The sequence below is a fragment of the Pseudomonas rustica genome (genome assembly GCF_049959085.1).
In the GTDB taxonomy this organism is placed as follows: Bacteria; Pseudomonadota; Gammaproteobacteria; order Pseudomonadales; family Pseudomonadaceae; genus Aquipseudomonas; species Aquipseudomonas rustica.
In genome coordinates this window covers 4,840,218-4,854,760 of sequence record NZ_CP188200.1, presented here as the reverse complement: position 1 = coordinate 4,854,760, position 14,543 = coordinate 4,840,218, and the positions used below count along the sequence as shown (strand labels likewise).

The following is a 14,543-nucleotide window of genomic DNA, read 5'->3' as shown; positions in this document are numbered from 1 at the left end:
GGTTTTTACCGGATGCAGAGTTTTATCCTTCTCGTATGGCTGCTGGTTTGCGCCGCTCAGGACGCCCGGCAGCGGCGCATCACCAATCTCTTGACTGTCGGTGTCGGTGCCTTGGCGCTGGGGTTTTTATTGGCCACCGGCAGCACCTGGCTGGGTGCTCAGGCCGGGCAGGGCGGCTGGGCGGTTTTGTTGGCGTTGGCGTTTACCCTGCCGGGTTATTTGATGGGCCGCATGGGCGCCGGTGATGTGAAACTAATGACAGCTCTGGGCCTTGCGACGGACGGTATTTTCGTTCTTTGGACATTTGTCGGCGCCGGCATCGCCAGCGTGCTCTGGCTGCTGCTCGCGCCAAGAGTCTGGCTGCATATGAGTCAAGGGCTTAGAGATCGTCTTCGATATTTGCGCCCGGGATCGTCAAAAAAGCTGCCATTTGCGCCGTTTGTGCTACTCGGCACGGGGCTGGCTTTCTATTGGATCCACTAGTCGCCGGGTGCCACTAGTCCTATGTACATAGTCGGAAAGTACGTCTACTTTCAAAGAAGCTGGTTATACAGCCGAGAGCTGTCAGTACAGGAATGGTCAGCTTTGGCCTAGGGCATGGAGTGGCACGTGAACAAGCTTACGTCTGCGGTAAAAGTCCTCGTGGTTGATGATCAACCCTTGATTGTCGAGGAGTTGTGCGAGTTTCTCGAGTCCAGCGGTTATCGCTGCGTCCCCTGCGTTTCCAGCCAAGAGGCGATCGAGCGTTTTACTGAAGACGCGCAGATTGGTCTGGTTTTGTGCGACCTGCACATGCCGGGGATGGATGGCATTGAACTGGTGCAGGCGTTGCAACGCCTGGCCGGCAAACAGCGCGCGTTCGAGGCGATCATGTTGACCGGGCGGGCGGACAAGCAGGACGTGATCAAGGCGTTGCGCGCGGGAATCGCTGATTATTATCAGAAGCCGATTGATCTGGCGGAGTTGCTGGAGGGTTTGCAGCGTCAGGAGTTGGCGTTGCAGGAGCGGCACAAGAATGTGCAGTTGGGGCATTTGAATCAGAAGTTGCAGTTTTTGTCTGAGTCGATTGATGACCTTTATCAGGATCTGGATAAGGTTCGGCGTAGTCCTGCGACGGTGGTGCGGGATAGGTTGGGTGGGGAGGTTGAGGCGGCGGAGATGCCGGAGATTTTCAATCAGTTGTCGCCACGGCAGTTGGATGTGGCGCGGTTGGTGGGGAAGGGGCAGACGAATTATCAGATTGCTTGTGAGTTGGGGATTACCGAGAACACGGTGAAGCTTTATGTTTCGCAGGTTTTAAGGTTGACGCATATGCATAATCGGACGCAGTTGGCGTTGGCGCTTTCGCCTGGGCGGGGGCGGGTTACGGCGCACTGATTTGGGTACATATCCGTTGTTTGTGTTGGGGCGGATATGGGTTCCGCCCTTACGGCGGGTCACTTTGGCAAACGCCCCAAAGTAACCAAAGGTCTTTGCCCTGACGTCCGGCCCTCGCTAAGGCTCGGGTTCCTTCGCTCCGGGTTCATCCGGGGGCATCGCCTACGGTTTGCTTCGCTGCACCTCCTCTCGATGCTTTCCCCGTATGAATCCCTCCCGCTCAGCCTCCCGACGGGCTCTAAGATCAAAATCAAAAGCAGGCGAGCTGACACTCGGCCTAGTGGTTGGCGTGGATCGCCGCGATTTCATGTAGGAGCTGCCGAAGGCTGCGATCTTTTGATCTTCGTTGGATTCGCCCCTCACCCCAGCCCTCTCCCGAGGGAGAGGGGGCCGATTTTTGTGCTTGTCAGAATGTGAGTTCAACTCGGTATCCCACGTCGGCGTAACTCGCCCAAACACCCGGATCAGTCCCCTCTCCCTCTGGGAGAGGGCTAGGGTAAGGGGCTTTCAGATCATACGCGGCAGCCTTCGGCTAGGGGGGCATCGCCCACGGTTTGCTTCGCTGCACCTCAATGCTTTCGCCGTACGAATTCCTCCCGCTCAGCCTCCCGACGGGCTCTAAGATCAAAAGCTGCACCCGAGCTTGCGCTCATCGTGTCGAGTGGTTAAGAGCGTGGCGTGTTCGGCTTTGGTTTTGTGTTGAGGCTGCCCCTCACCCCAGCCCTCTCCCGAGGGAGAGGGGGCCGATTTTTGTGGTTTTCAGAGTCTGTGTTCGGCTCGGTATTTCAGGTCGGCGTACCTCGCCCAAACAGCCCGATCAGTCCCCTCTCCCTCCGGGAGAGGGCTAGGGTGAGGGGCTTTCAGATCATGCGCGGCGGCCGAGCGTGCACTCATCCTGTGTAGGAGCTGCCGAAGGCTGCGATCTTTTGATCTTGTCTTAAAAAACGAAATCAAAAGATCGCAGCCTTCGGCAGCTCCTACAGGTTATGGGGTCTGTTAGTTCTTGGTCTCTATCTTCCCGCCCGCATCCGGGTCATACAGATCCGGGATTTCGTATTTGTATTTTTTGATCCAGCGCTGCATCGCCAATTCACGCTCAGTGGCGGTCGCCGGTTGTGGGTTTTTCGAGGCGGCCTGGTTGCGGCTTTGCAGGACGAGCCAGCCTTCGGTTTCCTGTTGTTGCGCCGAGGCGGGGCCGGCGTCGATGGCGTGGGCGCTGAGGGGCAGGCTGAGCAGGGTCAGGTAGCACAGGCCTTTGACGGGGTTCATGGCTGTCTCCTTATTTGATCGAGGACGGCAGTGGGTCGGCGACGACCGCGACCTGGTTGCTGGCCGCGGGTTTGGCTTTGACCGGGGCTTTGAGTTTTTCCGCGCGTTCCTGGGCTTCGGTGAATTGATCCGGGGTCAGTTTGGCGCGGCTGACGATTTCGGCGGCTTGCGGCCAGTTGTTCTGGTAGAGCAGTAAGGTGACCAGGTTCTGCGCCGCCAGTTGGTTGTTCTGCTTGAGTTCGAGGGCGGTGAGGAATTCGAAGCTGGCGTCGTTCAGGCGCAGTTGGTTGAGGTAGACCACGCCCAGGTCGTTGCGGATTTTTTCGTCGGTGGGCGCCAAGCGCACGGCGCGTTGCAGGTGCGCCTGGGCCTGGCCGTTGTCGCCGCGCGCGGCATAGAGTTGGCCGAGGCCGTGTTCGGCTTCGGCGGTCAGGCAGCCGCCGACGAGGCTGCGGTAAAGCGGTTCGGCTTCGCTGCGGCCGAGCAGGCGATAGACCTTGGCTTTGCGCAGACGCACTTCGCTGAGGTTGTCCGGCAGGCTTTCGAGGTTGGCGAGGCTGGCGTGCAGTTTGCCGTCGTTGGCCAGGTCGTCCGCCAGGTTCAGCGCCAGTTCCTGTTCCGAGGACAGTTTGCTGCAACTGGACGGCGACAGTAACGACGTCCACGGCGCCTGGCCGTTGGTGGCGCAACCGCCGAGCAGCAGCAGACTGGCGATGACTATCAGTACTTTCATCAAACACGCTCCATGAGTCGGATTCAGGATGCAAACGCCCGGGTAATCGCAGTGAAGCCGGGGCCGGCGAGGACGATCAGCAGCGCCGGGAACAGAAACAACATCATCACCACCGACATTTTTGCCGACATCTTCGAGATGTATTCCTGCAAACGTGTCAGGCGCCGGTCATCCAGCAGTTGTTTGAGCGCCAGCAGCGATTTCATCGCGCCGCCGCCCTGTTGGATCAGTTGTTGAAGGATCACGCAGGTGTCGGTGAATTCGTCGACGGCGAGCATCACTGCGGCTTTGTTCAGCTCCTGACCGAGCTCCAGGCCGGAGTCGACACGGACGAGGATCAGGCGCAGTTCGCTGGTCAGTTCCGGCAGCAGTTTTTGCCCCTCGATGCTCAGCACGCGCAGTGCCTGCTCCACGGCCATGCCGGATTCGAAGAGGATGCGCAGCAGCGGAATGAACGTGGAAATTTCCACCGAGATGATTTTCTGCCGACGCCCGGCCGCGTAGGCGAGCAGGCGTTTGGGCAACAGGTAACCGGCGCCGGCAGCGAGCATCGGCATGATCCAGCGGTTGTCGGCGTGGGGGAAAAAAACTTCCTGTAAAAAAATCGCCAGCCCTAAGGTCAGCAACGGCGTACCGATCTGGCAGGCGGCGAACAGCGCGCGTTCGTTGGCGCGGCGCCAGCCAATGCGGCTGAGCAGGGTTTGGGTTTCGCTGTCGATGGTTACCGAGCGCCGACCAAAACGCGTGTTGCCGAACGCGCGCAACCAAGTGCCGAAGCGGTTTTCGCGCACCAGATGCCCCTGCAAACGCTGGTTGACCTGACGTACGCGACGGCGCTCGGTGAGCAAGTGGTTGGCCACCAGCAGCAGGGCGCCAAGCAATAACATCAGGGCGGCGAGATAGAGCATGTCAAACACTCCGCAACATGCGCCACAGCGCCAGGCATCCGAACACTTGCAACAGCGCTGCGATGATCAGCATGGTGTGGCCGCCCGAGTCGTGCCACATGCCGAGCATGTAGCCGGGATTGGTCAGCATGAAATAGCTGACGAGGATGATCGGCAGCGAGCCGAGCACCCACGCAGTCATCCGTGTTTCTCCGGTGAGGGCGCGCAATTGACGCGCGCCCTGATCGCGTTCGCGGATCAGTTTGATCAGGTTCTCCAGCAGCTCGCTGGCGTTGCCGCCGTAGCGGTGATTGACCTTGAGGCCGAGGGCGAACATGCGCAATTCGTCCTGCTCGTACAGCTCGGCAAAGTCGCTGACGGCGTCGGGCAGATTGACCCCCAGTTGTACGTTGCGCTGCACCCGGCCCATGGCTTTTTTCAGCGGATCGTCACTGGCCTCGATGCCGCCCATGACCGCGTCGCTCAAGGTGCGCCCGGACTTCAAACTGCGCACGGTGTGATCGAGTAACTGCGGCAGTTGCTCGATCATGCGCTTGATTCGGCGCCGATAAAGGAAGGCGATGTATAGGCGCAAAATCAGTGGCGGAGCGACCAGCATCACCAGCAAACCGACCCAGTCGAACAGCAGATAACCGAGACCCATGGAGACCGCCCACAGGCTCATCCACAAGCCGAAACGCTCGGTCGGACGGCCCAAACCTGCGCGCAAAAACATCCGCTCAAGGCCCACCCATTTCGGTTTTTCTTCGGCCAGTTGCGGTTGCCCGGCGGCCAGTCGACCGAGGACTTTTTCGTTGGCGGTTTTGCGTATGCCGTGCAGAAACAAACGGATCGACAGCCCGAGCAAAACCAGACACAAGGTGATGAGAATGACCGGTCCCAGCATGCTCCGTGCTCCTTGCCGTCAGCCCAGATGAGTCTCGTGGCGCAACTTGTCGCCCGCCGGATTGACCGCTTCGCGGAGGAAGCCGAAACCAGTGCGGCGGTCGAGGCGGAACAGGGTGTTGGTGACGTAGACGTCTTCGCGGATGCCGACCACTTCCACCACTTCGCTGACGCAGCGGCGGCCGTCGGGCATGCGGGTCAACTGGATGATCACGTCGAGCGCCGCGCAGATCATCTGGCGCAAGGTGCGCTCGGCGATGGCGCGACCGGTCAGCCCGACCAGCGTCTCCAGACGCAGCAGCGCATCCTGCGCATTGTTGGCGTGGACGGTGCTCATCGAACCGTCGTGGCCGGTGTTCATCGCGGTCAACACATCGACCACTTCGACGCCGCGAATCTCGCCGAGGATGATGCGGTCGGGGCGCATCCGCAGGGCGTTGCGGATCAGGTCGCTGGCCTTCACTTCGCCGTGGCCCTCGGCATTCGGCGGACGGGTTTCCAGACGCACCACGTGCGGGTGGCCGAGCTGCAATTCGGCGACGTCTTCGATGGTCACCAGACGTTCGTGCGGGTTGATCAATTGGCTGAGGATGTTGAGCAGCGTGGTTTTACCGGTGCCGGTACCGCCGCTGATAAGAATGTTGCAGCGCTTGCCGACCGCGTCCTGAAGGAATTCGAAGATCTGCAGATCGATGGTTTGCATCGCCATCAGGTCGCTGCTTTTCAGCATGTCCTTTCGGAATTTCCGAATCGACAGGCACGGGCCGTCGAGTGCAATCGGCGGAATGATCGCGTTGACCCGGCTGCCATCCGGCAGGCGCGCATCGACCATTGGCGACGACTCATCGAGACGCCGACCGAGCGGCGCGAGAATCCGCTGCATCACCCGTTCAACGTGATGCGCATCGATAAAACGCAGGTCACTTTGATGCAGCACGCCGTCGCGTTCGATGAACACCCGGTGCGGGCCATTGACCAGAATTTCCGTCACCGTTGGATCGCGCAACAGCACTTCCAGTGGGCCGAAACCGGTGAGCTCGTCGACGATTTCTTCGCCCAGCCGCTCCATCTCATAACGCGAGATCGCCAGGTGCAAACGGGCGATGTATTCAGCGACTTTGTCGGTGACGAATTGCGCGAGTTGCTGGCGCGAACCCTCCAGCAGGTTTTTTCCCGACTCTTCGATGGCATCGATGATGTAGCGGTGCAGCACCAGTTTCAGGCCTTCGTGGTCGGTGTTGCCCACCGCCCCGCGTTGCGGCGAGCCGAAGAGTTTTTCGCTGCTCATGTGTTGCCTCGCAGACGCCCGAACCAGGTGACTTTCGGTTTCGCCAGCCCTTCGGAGCGTTTCGCCAGACGTTCGCCGAGGGCCCGCAGGCTTTGCGTGAGTTTTTCTCGCGGCGCCAGTTCGAACAGGCTGACACCCTGATTTTTCGCGTTGAGACGGACTTCGGCGTTGGCCGCCAGAACCGCGATAACTTCCAGGTTGTAGGTCTTGCCGAGGGTTTCCGCATCCGGCGCGACGTTGCTTAAATAGCGGTCGATCAGCAGTCGGCCGTGGTCGAGTTTCATGCCTTTCTCGCGCCAGTTATTGAGCACGGCGAGGTTGCGTCGGCAGTTGAGCACGTTCTGATCGGTGTACCAGAGCAGCTTGTCGCAATGGCTGACAAAAGTGCGCAAGGCTTCGCTGTCGGCTTGCCCGGTGAGGTTGACGACGATGTGCTGGAAGTGCTGACGCAGGGCGCTGAGGAGCATGAACAATTCGGCGGCGCTGGTGGTTTCCAGCGGCTCGTCACTGCTGGCGTAAGCGAGGATGCGCAGCCCGGCTTCGGCGCTGGTGAAAGCGCTGTCGATTAGCGTGGCGTCGAGGCGTCTTAGATGGCGCAGAGCGTCGCCGAAGTGGAACGAGCTCTCCAGCCCCAGCAACGCGAGGCTGTCACCACGGGGCAGACCGAGGTCGAGGAGCAAGGTTTGCTGACCGCTCTTTTGCACGACCATCGCCATGTGATTGGCCAGCAGTGCGCCGTCGGAGCTGCTCTGCACGCCATACATCACGGTCAGGCCACCGAGTTGCGTGTTCGGTGCCACCGGCGGCAGACGTTTGCTCAGGCGCCGCACCAATCCTGCGACTTCGCTGGAGCGCGAACCGTAGGCGACGAAATCCCGTGCGCCGGCGCGCATTGCATTCAGCACAAGCTGATTGTCCATGCCGTCGCCGAGGGCGACGATCGCCAGCATCGGTTTGGCTTCCAGCGCACCTTCGATCAGCGCGCTCTGCGCCACGACGTGTTCGCGATCAAGGCCGACAAACACCAGATTGGCGAAGGTGACATCGACCAGCGCGAGCAATTCGTCGAGGCTGCCGCCACCGGCGCTGACCACTTGGCCGAGCGGCGCGAGGGCGCTTTGCAGCCATTCCAGATCGGTGCTGTTGCGGGTGATGGCGAGGAACGTCTGGCTCAGGCTCTGGCTCATTGGGACAACCCACTGCGCTTGTCGAAATTGCCGTTTTCGAGGAAGAACATGCGATAGAAATTCGGGTCGTAGTTGCGCAGTTTTTCCCCCGGCAACGACGGCAGTTGCGCGTCGGCGGCCAGCGGCTGCACCAAGTGCGGGGTGACGATCATCAGCAGTTCGCGCTCTTCGCGTTTGATCTGCGAATCACGGAAAAATGCGCCCAGCACCGGGATGTCGCCCAGGCCAGGAAACTTGTTCACCTGCGAAGTGTTGGTGGTGCTGATCAAACCGCTGATGACGAAACTTTCGCCGTCGGCCAGTGACACACTGGTGTCAGTGCGGCGTACGGTCAGCGCGGGCACTGGCGTGCCGCCGATGTTGATGGCGTTGGCGTAATCCAGTTCGCTGACTTCTGGTGCGACTTTGAGGGTGACGCGATTACGGTCGATCACGGTCGGCGTCAGCGTCAGACGAATACCGAATTCCTTGTATTCGATGGTCACTGTGTCGCTGCCGGAGCTGGGCACCGGAATCGGGATTTCGCCGCCGGCGAGAAAGCTTGCGCTCTGGCCGCTCAGCGCCACCAGACTCGGCCGCGCCAAGGTGTAAGCGAAGCCGCTGCCTTCCAGCGCATTGATGATCGCCATGGTCTTGCCGCCGATCCACGAGAAGTTGAACAGACCGTTGTTCACCGGCAAGCGTGGCTGCGGCACACCATCGATATTCGGCAATGTGCCGGGCGAGCCGAACAGGAAGTTGCCGCGCACACCGATCAACGAGGCGGTGGCTTCCTTGAGTTTGGTGCGGCTGACTTCGACGAAACGAATGTCGGTCTGCACTTGCGACGGCAGGGTCGGATCTTCTGACGGCGGCAGGCTGGCACCGGTGAGTGCGGCGGTGGCGGCGCCTTGCACGAACACCATGCTTTGGCGCGGTTCGCTGGAGCACGACGTCCAGACCATCAGGCTGGTGGCGCCGGGCGCGACGCCGGTGAGCAGAAAAGACGAGCTGCCGTTGGCGTGCACGTCGGCGATTTTCGGATCGCCAATCGCCAGCCGCGTGATCGCCACCGGTGATTGCACATCCTGTTGAAAGCCCTCGCCGATCTCGATCACCGGCGGCATGCGCCCGAGTGCCGAGCAATTACCGGTGGCCGCCCACACGGCGTCCATGGACAGGCCCATCAACAACATGGCCTGCAGCATTGGTTTTAAGGTCGGCCAGCAACGACTCGGCATGCACTTGGATCCTTGCGCAATCATGGGGTTTGTTGAGTGATCTGGTTGCCGCGAATGATCTCCACCGCCGGCCGTGCAACGGCGCCGGAGCCACCGCTGGACGGCACTTTTGGCGCCGCGCCGAGGGCCAGTTGGGTGAACTGGAAGAGTTGACTGTTGGCGTTATCGATGTGGGCGGGCGCCTGACTTTCGCCGGCCCAGTATTTCGCCAGACGTTGTTCTTCACTGCTGCGCACGGCCAGGCGCAAGGTGCCGACCTGGGTGGCGAGCATCATCCGGCTGAGCAGTTGTTCCGGTACCGCCAACACCACGGTGCGCGCGGCGATGCGGCGCTGATCCTGTTTGATTTTTTCGTCGGCGCTCAGCGCGGGGGAGGCGGGTTGACCGTCGTTGGTCAGGCCGTATTGATCACCGACGCCGAGCACGCGCATGGCCGGTAAAACGATTTGCGCCGACTGCTGCAAGTTGCTGCCGTCCTGGCGCAGGTAGAGGAGGACATCGACGTAGTCACCGGGAAGTAATTGCCCGGCAGCGCTGATAACTTCGTCGACGGCCACGGTCAGCGCGCGTTCATCGCTGTGGATCATGCGTGCCAGTGAGCCACCGGCGGAGAAGCTTTCATCGTTCAGCCAGGTGCCGGCGCTGAGGTGCCGCCATGGTGTGCGGCCGACCGCTTGATCGACGCTGCTCAAGCTGCCGGCCGGGGCGCTGCGCAGTTTTTCCACGGTGACGTCGGCGGCGGTCAGCGGCGAAAACGGTGGCACGTCGTGGAGCAGCACCACCACCGGTTGGCGGGTCTGGTCTTCGGCGATCGCGACAGTTTTTTCAACGGTGACGTTCGGCGCGGCAGGCGCCTCGGCAACAGGTGCCGGTTGGCGGCTGAGCACCAGCCCCCAGTAACCGACAAAAACGGCGCCGAGCAACAACACTGCTGCAAGGCCCATGGTGACGCGACTGTTCATGACGGCTCTCCCTTTCCTGCTGCACGACCCACCGCTTTTTTCAACGAGAGATTTCGCAATCCGGCAGCTATGAACATTCAACTATTTCGCTATTTCCACGCTAGCTGATCCAAGCCAAAACGCCATTAGTGACAGACAAATAACTGACTAAAGTAGGGGTGTTGGCCAATTAACAGCAGGAAACGGCCGATCACCAATGGACTAATCCTTTGTAATTAATCCGTTCTTACAGTTGTTGGGAGGGGGTTTGTTGACAATGCTCAAATGGCACGGTGGAACCTTGCCGCTGTAGCGTGACATCGGCGCCAAAGGCGCGAAGGAGTGGACGTATGTTTCGTATGACTCTCGACTATCTGCGGGCGCATGCCCGGACATTCTGCAAAAGCGACGAAGCGGCGTCGGCTATTGAATACGCGATTGTTGTGGCGATGGTCGCCGTGGTTGTCGTGGTATTTGTGACACCTGTCGGCGATAAGGTACTGGCGATTTTCAACGTCATTCTGACCAAGCTTGGCGGTACGGCGCAGACCAAGCCCGGTATCTGATCGAACTCACTCTTCCTTTTTCATGGCCTGTGCGCGCTGACGAATAGCGGGCTCAGGCTTTGACGAGGCTGTTGGATTTTCCGTGTCCGGCCAGTGGCTGGCGCGAAGGAGAATAGCCATGTTGCTTGAATATGTGATTGCTCGTGTGCGCTCGTTCCTGGGGAGCACCGAGGCGGCGTCGGCCATCGAGTACGCGATTGTGGTGGCGATGGTCGCTGTTGTGGTCGTGGTGTTTGTTACGCCGATCGGAGCGAAGGTCTATGCCATTTTCAGCAGTGTGCTGACGTCCTTGGGCGGAACCCCGCCAGCGGCTCCGGTGCAGACGCCCTGATTGCGATGATGGGCGAATGACGCGCTACACTCGGGTTCACTTTCGGCTTTTAAGGGATTGCCCATGACTGCTTCCTCGCTGCCGCGCCAACAGTTGCTTCTGGTTGACGATGAAGAGGATGCGTTGCTGGAGCTGGCTGAGTTGCTGGAGGGTGAGGGGTTTGTGTGTCATACGGCGACGTCGGTGAAGTTGGCGTTGCATCATTTGACGCGGCATCCGGATATTGCGTTGGTGATTACCGATTTGCGTATGCCTGAGGAGTCGGGCATGTCGTTGATCAAGCGCTTGCGTGAGCATACGTCGCGGGCGCATTTGCCGGTGATTGTGATGTCGGGGCATGCGGATATGGAGGATGTCAGTGATTTGCTGCGGTTGCAGGTGGTGGATCTGTTTCGCAAGCCGATTTATCACGTGAGGTTGTTTGAGACTTTGGATAATTTGTTTCCCAAGCCTAGGGGGGTTGGGCGGGGGTGAGGTTTTTGGGGTATATCCGTTTTTTTTGTGATGGCGGGTATGGGTTCCGCCCTTACGGCGGGTCACTTTTGCAGACGCCCAAAAGTAACCAAAACGCTTTGCCCTGACGTTCGGCCCTCGCTTGGGCTCGGGTTCCTTCGCTGCGGGATTGATCCGGGGTTCATCGCCTACGGTTTGCTTCGCTGCACCTCCTCTCGATGTGTTTGGCTGCGCCAAACGGTCGCTGCGCTCCCACCCCGGATCAATCCCTCCACTCAGCCTGCCGACGGGCTCCGAGATCAAGATCAAAAGCAGGCGAGCGGACACTCGGCCTATTGAGTGGTGAGAAGCACGGCACGTTCGGCTTTTGATCTTCGTAGGAGCCGAGCTTGATCGCGAAGGCGGCCTGAGAGCCGACTAATCTTTACCTGAATATCCCCAACCTGTAGGAGCTGCCGAAGGCTGCGATCTTTTGATCTTGCTCTTAAAAACAACATCAAAAGATCGCAGCCTTCGGCAGCTGACAAGGGGGGCGCCTCCATTCAGTAGGTGGATATCGTACTTTTCTTATAGCGCACAAACGTGAACTACGACGAGCGGTAGTTAGACCTGTAATTTCTGACAGTAGGCAGTCGCCTGCGTTTGGTATTCACTGAGATCTGTTTTCGCCAGCTTTTCTGCAGGGAATTAGTCCTGGAAGGCTTGGTAAATTCTTTGAAAAGGAAATCAAGTGATGTCTGAGCAGAAGTTGTTATCCGACGCTGAGGCCGTTCTAAGAGAATTGGATGTAGTGTCCGTGCCCGTCAGTCAACAAGCCCGTAAGGCGCCTGTGGTTGAAAACCTGTTGCCAGCACTGCCGGGTGATAAGGCGACTAAATTACAAAGGAGTCGTCAGGGCAAGGATTGCAGGGTGATTGTGGAGGATCTGTGGCTACCTCCGGGGCTAGCACAGGGTGACGCATTTATGGTCTTGTTAAAAAACGGTTCCGAACTGGTTTCTCATTGGATGGACGTACCCATTCCGCCTCCAGTCAAATTTGAAATGACACTGGCGGGTGCTTTCACGGATACGATGGGATTATTTCGTTTGTCTTATATGGTTCACTATTTGGGTAATGCCCACAAATCTGATACTTCAGAGTTTGTAATTGACAGAGTTGCCCCCAATTACGGTAATCCTGGTATTGCGGCGGTTCCGCCATCTGAGATCATCAAGGGTGTTGTCACGCGCAAAATTCTGGATGCTCTTGGGGATATCACTATGATCATTCCCACCCCTGCAGATGTTAAGCAGGGCGATGTCTGCATGGGTTATTACGGAAGCCGTAACTCCGGAATTTATGTCGACAGACATGTTGTAGATGATGATATATCTGCACCGATTCAAATAAAGATTCCAAGGGCGTCAGTTGAAGACAACGGTGATGGGGTTTTTTTCTTTTATTACATATATGAAGACCGAGTCGGTAACGTCGGCCCATCCTCAAGGCTTTTCCAGTTCGAGATTCAACTGACACCTGTGTCGGTAGATAGGGTTGACTGATGTCTGGAAAGAAAAACGCCGTCCGAAAGATGAGGATGGCGTTTTTTTTGCCTCAAGACCGGTATTGTTTGCGAACAAAAACAGGCTCTACGAACCTGCGTCGCGAAAGCGCCCTCCCAAGCACCGCCCCCTACAACTGATAACTAAAACTGATGCTGTAACGCGTCCGCCGATTGAAAGTATCCAGCGCTTCATCCGACATTGCCTTCGCCGCTTCCAGCGCGATGTTGTAGTACTTGGCATCGCCAAACCGTAACCCCAGCGCCGCCGAGGACAAGCTGTTCGCTTGCACCGGCAGTTGATTGAACCAGCTGCGCGAGCGATCCAGCACTACATACGGTTGCAGTATCCGCACCCAGCTTCCTTCGCGGTTGTAGCTGTAGTTGACCTCGTATGCCACGCCCCAGCCTTTGTCGCCGGACGCCTGGTCATCGGGATAGCCGCGACCGAAATTCTGTCCGCCAAATACCGCGCGTTCGCTGTCGGGCACGCTGTCGTCGCTCCAGTACAGGGCGGCCGAGAGTACGCCTTGCCAGTTGTCGAAGAATTTGTCGCTCTGCACCCCGGACAGTCGTGCGCGGAAGAAGTCGAGGTCGATGGCGCTGTTGTTGGTTTTTGCGCCCATGCTGTCGAGGCCCTGGTAGAGGCCGGCGCTGAGGATGCGCAGTTGTTTGGCATCGGCTTTGCGCCAGTCGCCTTCGAAGGCGAGGGCGCGGATGTCGGTGCGTTCTTCGACGCTCAGCGGGTAGCCGACGACGTTGTAGCGGGTTTTGTCGTTGACGGCGTAGAGGCGCGAGCCGGCTGTTAGCAGCTCGTTGGAGGCGGCGATCAGGGGAACGGTGAAGCCGATCGAGTAGCGATCGTTTTCGCGGTGCGGTTTGAGTTCCAGGCCGTTGTCCAGTCGCAGGTTGGTGCCGGGGTCGGCGCGGTAGCGTGAGGCGGACAGGGCCAGTTGTGTGCCCTCGGATCCGAGGAATTGGCTGTAGTCGGCGCGGTAGTAATGTTCGTCATCGTCACCTGGCGGGAACAAGCCGCTGAGGGTCAGTTGTTCGCCCATCGAGGTTTGCGAGTTGCTGCTGACACCGAGCAACGCCTGCGTGCCGTTGCGGTTGTCTTCGGTGGTGCTCAGCGTGCTGGTGAACGGCTTGCGGCTGGCCTGGGCGATCAGGGTGGTGGCGCCGTCGGTGGTGCCCGGTGGCGGCACTTGCGCCTGGATGGTGACGCCGGGGATGCGTGTCATCAGCGTGGTGTAGCGTTCGAAGGTCTTGCGGGTCAGCGGGCGTTCGGCCTGGATTTTTGTGATGAATTTATCCAGCAGACCTCTGACGCGGCCGACGTCGCCTTCGACTTGTACGTCGCGTACGTAACCTTCCACCAACACCACGCGCGCAACGCCGTCGTCGAATTTCTGTTGCGGCAGGAACGCGTAGGACAACAGGTAGCCGTCCTGTTGATAACGGCGGGTGATGTTGCGCGTGGCTTCAATCAGATCGGCGAGGCTGGTTTCGCGGCCGATCAGGGGCTTGTAGTTTTCCGCCAGTTCAGTGAGCGGGTAGATCGTGCCGCCTTCGATCTGCACGGTTTTCAGGTTGATCTTGGTGCTCATCATCAACGGCTGCGCGGCCGCAGCGCCGGGATCCGGGACTTGCACGGGCGCGGCGTTCGGGCGATAGGCATCGGCCGGCAGGTTGGGCACGGGCAGGTTGCGGATGGTTTCGTTGGAATTGAGAAAGGTCGGCAGGGTGTCGGCGAGGGCAGTGGAACTGAGGCTGAGGAACAGCAAAGACGCCATTACGCGCATAGGACACTCCGTGGTCATCACAGCACCGGGCTGATTTTTCC

At 59.2% G+C, this 14,543-nt stretch carries 15 protein-coding genes; 6 read left to right on the top strand and 9 right to left on the bottom strand.

Translation table 11 applies throughout. The features are described 5' to 3' along the window. The first annotated feature begins 12 nt into the window (after positions 1 to 12). A complete protein-coding gene (locus tag ACP3TY_RS22160) occupies positions 13 to 483 on the top strand; it encodes an A24 family peptidase (protein ID WP_426618494.1) in 471 nt (156 codons plus the stop codon). 126 nt (positions 484 to 609) lie between these two features. Continuing rightward, the gene (locus tag ACP3TY_RS22155; protein WP_159813489.1) at positions 610 to 1,377 is read left to right on the top strand and encodes a response regulator transcription factor; all 768 of its coding nucleotides are present in this window, start codon (positions 610 to 612) and stop codon (positions 1,375 to 1,377) included. A gap of 996 nt (positions 1,378 to 2,373) precedes the next feature. Here the strand turns inward: ACP3TY_RS22155 and ACP3TY_RS22150 are convergent. Genes ACP3TY_RS22150 through cpaB form a run of 8 tightly spaced genes read right to left on the bottom strand, consistent with a single transcriptional unit; the run spans position 2,374 to position 9,829 of the window. Then, a complete protein-coding gene (locus ACP3TY_RS22150; RefSeq protein ID WP_053116923.1) occupies positions 2,374 to 2,646 on the bottom strand; it encodes a DUF3613 domain-containing protein in 273 nt (90 codons plus the stop codon). A 10-nt stretch (positions 2,647 to 2,656) separates the two neighbouring features. Further along, positions 2,657 to 3,379 carry a tetratricopeptide repeat protein gene (locus ACP3TY_RS22145; protein WP_053116924.1) on the bottom strand — a complete coding sequence of 241 codons (723 nt, stop codon included), beginning with the start codon at positions 3,377 to 3,379 and terminating at the stop codon, positions 2,657 to 2,659. 23 nt (positions 3,380 to 3,402) lie between these two features. After that, positions 3,403 to 4,287 (bottom strand): type II secretion system F family protein, encoded by an 885-nt coding sequence (locus ACP3TY_RS22140; RefSeq protein ID WP_426618493.1) that lies wholly within the window; start codon positions 4,285 to 4,287, stop codon positions 3,403 to 3,405. 1 nt (position 4,288) lies between these two features. Further along, complete coding sequence (locus ACP3TY_RS22135; protein WP_212551574.1) at positions 4,289 to 5,173, bottom strand: type II secretion system F family protein; 885 nt, start codon at positions 5,171 to 5,173, stop codon at positions 4,289 to 4,291. Between the two features lie 18 nt (positions 5,174 to 5,191). Then, positions 5,192 to 6,460 (bottom strand): CpaF family protein, encoded by a 1,269-nt coding sequence (locus ACP3TY_RS22130; protein WP_053116927.1) that lies wholly within the window; start codon positions 6,458 to 6,460, stop codon positions 5,192 to 5,194. Then, positions 6,457 to 7,647 (bottom strand): pilus assembly protein, encoded by a 1,191-nt coding sequence (locus ACP3TY_RS22125; RefSeq protein ID WP_053116928.1) that lies wholly within the window; start codon positions 7,645 to 7,647, stop codon positions 6,457 to 6,459. The genes ACP3TY_RS22130 and ACP3TY_RS22125 overlap by 4 nt, the downstream gene beginning before the upstream one ends. Next, the gene (locus tag ACP3TY_RS22120) at positions 7,644 to 8,867 is read right to left on the bottom strand and encodes a type II and III secretion system protein family protein (protein WP_212546352.1); all 1,224 of its coding nucleotides are present in this window, start codon (positions 8,865 to 8,867) and stop codon (positions 7,644 to 7,646) included. The genes ACP3TY_RS22125 and ACP3TY_RS22120 overlap by 4 nt, the downstream gene beginning before the upstream one ends. Positions 8,868 to 8,887: 20 nt before the next feature. Then, positions 8,888 to 9,829, bottom strand: coding sequence for a Flp pilus assembly protein CpaB (gene cpaB, locus ACP3TY_RS22115; protein ID WP_053116930.1), 942 nt, complete (start codon positions 9,827 to 9,829; stop codon positions 8,888 to 8,890). Positions 9,830 to 10,167: 338 nt separating this feature from the next. Between cpaB and ACP3TY_RS22110 the strand changes: the two genes are divergently transcribed. From ACP3TY_RS22110 to ACP3TY_RS22095, 4 genes are all read left to right on the top strand, one after another. Next, positions 10,168 to 10,374 (top strand): Flp family type IVb pilin, encoded by a 207-nt coding sequence (locus ACP3TY_RS22110; RefSeq protein ID WP_053116954.1) that lies wholly within the window; start codon positions 10,168 to 10,170, stop codon positions 10,372 to 10,374. 118 nt (positions 10,375 to 10,492) lie between these two features. Further along, positions 10,493 to 10,705 carry a Flp family type IVb pilin gene (locus ACP3TY_RS22105; RefSeq protein WP_159813475.1) on the top strand — a complete coding sequence of 71 codons (213 nt, stop codon included), beginning with the start codon at positions 10,493 to 10,495 and terminating at the stop codon, positions 10,703 to 10,705. A gap of 63 nt (positions 10,706 to 10,768) precedes the next feature. After that, entirely contained in the window at positions 10,769 to 11,179 is a 411-nt protein-coding gene (locus ACP3TY_RS22100) for a response regulator (protein ID WP_053116932.1), read from the top strand. Between the two features lie 712 nt (positions 11,180 to 11,891). After that, positions 11,892 to 12,701 (top strand): hypothetical protein, encoded by an 810-nt coding sequence (locus tag ACP3TY_RS22095; RefSeq protein WP_426618492.1) that lies wholly within the window; start codon positions 11,892 to 11,894, stop codon positions 12,699 to 12,701. Positions 12,702 to 12,831: 130 nt separating this feature from the next. On the opposite strand, the gene ACP3TY_RS22090 is transcribed toward ACP3TY_RS22095, so the two are convergent. After that, positions 12,832 to 14,502 carry a ShlB/FhaC/HecB family hemolysin secretion/activation protein gene (locus ACP3TY_RS22090; RefSeq protein WP_400648969.1) on the bottom strand — a complete coding sequence of 557 codons (1,671 nt, stop codon included), beginning with the start codon at positions 14,500 to 14,502 and terminating at the stop codon, positions 12,832 to 12,834. Positions 14,503 to 14,543 lie beyond the last annotated feature (41 nt).

What these genes read in the sequence shown, in the direction of transcription:
- ACP3TY_RS22095 (WP_426618492.1), top strand. Translation starts at nt 11,892, where the DNA reads ATGTCTGAGCAGAAGTTGTTATCCGACGCTGAGGCCGTTCTAAGAGAA.
- ACP3TY_RS22105 (WP_159813475.1), top strand. Translation starts at nt 10,493, where the DNA reads ATGTTGCTTGAATATGTGATTGCTCGTGTGCGCTCGTTCCTGGGGAGC.
- cpaB (WP_053116930.1), bottom strand. Translation starts at nt 9,829, where the DNA reads ATGAACAGTCGCGTCACCATGGGCCTTGCAGCAGTGTTGTTGCTCGGC.
- ACP3TY_RS22140 (WP_426618493.1), bottom strand. Translation starts at nt 4,287, where the DNA reads ATGCTCTATCTCGCCGCCCTGATGTTATTGCTTGGCGCCCTGCTGCTG.
- ACP3TY_RS22120 (WP_212546352.1), bottom strand. Translation starts at nt 8,867, where the DNA reads ATGCCGAGTCGTTGCTGGCCGACCTTAAAACCAATGCTGCAGGCCATG.
- ACP3TY_RS22125 (WP_053116928.1), bottom strand. Translation starts at nt 7,647, where the DNA reads ATGAGCCAGAGCCTGAGCCAGACGTTCCTCGCCATCACCCGCAACAGC.
- ACP3TY_RS22145 (WP_053116924.1), bottom strand. Translation starts at nt 3,379, where the DNA reads ATGAAAGTACTGATAGTCATCGCCAGTCTGCTGCTGCTCGGCGGTTGC.
- ACP3TY_RS22150 (WP_053116923.1), bottom strand. Translation starts at nt 2,646, where the DNA reads ATGAACCCCGTCAAAGGCCTGTGCTACCTGACCCTGCTCAGCCTGCCC.
- ACP3TY_RS22090 (WP_400648969.1), bottom strand. Translation starts at nt 14,502, where the DNA reads ATGCGCGTAATGGCGTCTTTGCTGTTCCTCAGCCTCAGTTCCACTGCC.
- ACP3TY_RS22110 (WP_053116954.1), top strand. Translation starts at nt 10,168, where the DNA reads ATGACTCTCGACTATCTGCGGGCGCATGCCCGGACATTCTGCAAAAGC.
- ACP3TY_RS22100 (WP_053116932.1), top strand. Translation starts at nt 10,769, where the DNA reads ATGACTGCTTCCTCGCTGCCGCGCCAACAGTTGCTTCTGGTTGACGAT.
- ACP3TY_RS22160 (WP_426618494.1), top strand. Translation starts at nt 13, where the DNA reads ATGCAGAGTTTTATCCTTCTCGTATGGCTGCTGGTTTGCGCCGCTCAG.
- ACP3TY_RS22135 (WP_212551574.1), bottom strand. Translation starts at nt 5,173, where the DNA reads ATGCTGGGACCGGTCATTCTCATCACCTTGTGTCTGGTTTTGCTCGGG.
- ACP3TY_RS22130 (WP_053116927.1), bottom strand. Translation starts at nt 6,460, where the DNA reads ATGAGCAGCGAAAAACTCTTCGGCTCGCCGCAACGCGGGGCGGTGGGC.